Genomic DNA, 2380 nt, shown 5'->3' on the forward strand with positions numbered 1-2380 from the left:
CGCGCTGTGCATCGCGCCGATCCTGTCGGTGCTCTACGCGGCCTACGGGATGGGCAACTCGTTCCCGCGATCCGGCATGGACCCGTCGCAAGCGTTGCAGGCGCCGCAGGCGGCGCTGATGAGTTCCATCGGCGAGGGCGTGTTCGGCGGTGGGCTGCCGTGGGCGATGATCGGTGCGGGCGGCGTGCTCGCCGTGCTGCTGATCGTGGCCGACCAGGTTCTCCAGCGCCGCGAGGTGCCGTTCCGGATGCCGGTGCTCGCCGTCGCCGTCGGATTGTACCTGCCGCTGGAGCTGTCGGTTCCGATCTTCGTGGGCGGCGTGATCGCCCATCTCGTCGCTCGCCGCAAGCGTGGCGCGGACAACGGTCCGGGAGTCCTGTTCGCCTCCGGGCTGATCACCGGTGAGGCGCTGGTGGGCATCGTGCTCGCCATTCCGTTCGCCATCGCGCAGAGTTCGGACGTGTTCGCGATCGCGCCGTCGGCGCTCGGGATGTCCGAGGGTGCGTTCACCGTTCTCACGAACACGTTGGGGATCGCGGCGTTCCTGTTCTTCGTGGTGTGGCTGTACCGCACCGCGCGCAAGGAGGAATAGCCCGCGGGCCCGGCAGAAACCCGCTGTCCATTGAGGACTCGTAGCCCGTGCGCCGGGCTCAGCCCGGCAGGAGTCGCGCGCTGGGCACGGTGAGCTTGCGGTCGATACCGATTGCCCTTCGGGCCGCATTGCGGGGGTGCGAGCGCGGTGCGGTGTTCACCGGTCTGGGCGGGTGGCGCGGCCGAGGAGCGCAGCGAGCCTGTCCAGCGGCGGGCTGTGCTCGGGGACCGGTTGTGGTGGCGCGAACGGGCTCTGGTCCGGCGGGACGTCAGCGAGCTTGTCGCGAGTGAACTCCAGTTGCCGTTCCACGACGGCGTCGGGAAACCGCGGCTGCTGATCCGTCGCCTGCGCAAGATCCCAACCGTGCGCGAGTTCCTCGACGGCACGCAGGTGTACGGCGGCGAAACCGGGCACCCGACCGACCGGGACGTGGAAGTCCTGCTCAAGCACGCCGGGCTGACCGAACGCGAGCAGCAGGCCCTCGGCGGCGGCCCGGTAGGAGGCCGCGGGGTCGTCGCTGAGCAGGTCGGCTGCCGCAGGGTCCAAGGCACCAGGCGCAACGGTCGCCTCACCGCGCAGGATGCCGGTGAACAAGCGGTGCCCGAGGACCATGTGGTTGACCAAGTCGCGGACCTCCCACTCCGGGCAGGGCGTGGGGTTGTTCCACTCGCCCGGTCCGACGCCGTCGATCAGGTCGGCGACGGTGCCGAGGACGGCTCTGAGGTCTTCGACGGGCACCGCTGTCATCAGAGTCCCTCCACAAGGGCCGGTGAGTTGGCCGAACGGTACCGGAACGTCCGCGTGCGTCGGGCGCAGCCGCCGCGCGATCACGGGCCGAATCGGATCGCCCACCGTCGGCACTACCCGGCGCAGTTCGCATTCGGGACATGGGACAGTGGTCGGCATGAAGCCGATGTCCAAAGTGGCCCGGAAGCTCGGCAGGCAACCGTGGTTCGCCGCGCTGGGGAAGAAGCTGGTGCCGCTCGACCTCGCGATGCAGCAGCGCACCGGCGGGCGGGTCAGCCTGGCGAAGCTGGCGGGGCAGTCGTCGCTGGTGCTGAGCACCACCGGCCGCCGCAGCGGGAAGGTCCGGCAGGTGCCGCTGCAGTACGTGCCGCACGGCGACGAGTTCGTGCTGATCGGCTCGAACTGGGGCGGCGAGAAGCACCCCGGCTGGTCGGCGAACCTGCTGGCGAATCCGGAGGCGAGCGTGCGCGTGGACACGCGGGAAATCCCGGTGCGCGCCAGGCTGATCACCGGCGCGGAGCGCGAGCGCCTGTGGCGCGGCGTGATCACCGCGGCCTGGCCGGCCTACGACGACTACGCGGCTCGCGCGCCGCACCGCGAGCTGCGGGTGTTCGTGCTCAGCCCGCGCTGACCTTCTTGGCGCCGAGCACGATCGTCCAGCCCAGCTCGCCGCGGTGGCTCAGGTAGTCGTTGCGGAATCGCCGCGAATCGGCCAGCACCGAATCCCGCTCCGGATGCTCCGGGTTGCGCTTCGCCCAGTCGAGCACGTTCTTCCAGTGCTGCGACTCGTAGCGGTCCCAATCGTCGGTGCTGGCCGAGACGAGCCCGGTGACCTCGAAGTCGAGTTCCTCGGCGATGTGCACCAGCTCGGACAGCGAGGGCAACTCGTCGCCGGCGGAGTCGTCCAGCGAATGCAGCTCGCCGATCGCGAGCCTGCCGCCATCGGCCAGCGCGCCCGCCAGCCACTCCAGCGCCTGCCGGTAGCCGCCGAACGCGAAGCTCGCGCCGAGGCAGCTGCCGACCGTGCTCGCGCCCGGCTCC

General features: G+C 70.6%; 3 protein-coding genes and 1 pseudogene. 2 read left to right on the forward strand and 2 right to left on the reverse strand.

The annotated features are described in order from the left end of the window. The coding region (locus tag IJH84_RS18725; RefSeq protein WP_295146801.1) for an OPT/YSL family transporter at positions 1-592 on the forward strand (592 nt) is incomplete at its 5' end. A 156-nt stretch (positions 593-748) separates the two neighbouring features. On the opposite strand, the gene IJH84_RS18730 is transcribed toward IJH84_RS18725, so the two are convergent. After that, positions 749-1339 (reverse strand): TIGR03086 family metal-binding protein, encoded by a 591-nt coding sequence (locus tag IJH84_RS18730; protein ID WP_295146803.1) that lies wholly within the window; start codon positions 1337-1339, stop codon positions 749-751. Between the two features lie 157 nt (positions 1340-1496). Between IJH84_RS18730 and IJH84_RS18735 the strand changes: the two genes are divergently transcribed. Then, complete coding sequence (locus IJH84_RS18735) at positions 1497-1970, forward strand: nitroreductase/quinone reductase family protein (RefSeq protein WP_295146805.1); 474 nt, start codon at positions 1497-1499, stop codon at positions 1968-1970. On the opposite strand, the pseudogene IJH84_RS18740 reads toward IJH84_RS18735, so the two are convergent. Continuing rightward, positions 1957-2380 (reverse strand): annotated as a pseudogene (locus IJH84_RS18740) (class I SAM-dependent methyltransferase); the annotation flags it as partial. The gene IJH84_RS18735 and the pseudogene IJH84_RS18740 sit on opposite strands and share 14 nt — an antisense overlap.

Source organism: Saccharopolyspora sp., assembly GCF_017434145.1.
Lineage (GTDB): Bacteria > Actinomycetota > Actinomycetes > Mycobacteriales > Pseudonocardiaceae > Saccharopolyspora_C > Saccharopolyspora_C galaxeae.

Coding starts and splice junctions, on each gene's coding strand:
- IJH84_RS18730 (WP_295146803.1), bottom strand. CDS start 1,339: ATGACAGCGGTGCCCGTCGAAGACCTCAGAGCCGTCCTCGGCACCGTC.
- IJH84_RS18735 (WP_295146805.1), top strand. CDS start 1,497: ATGAAGCCGATGTCCAAAGTGGCCCGGAAGCTCGGCAGGCAACCGTGG.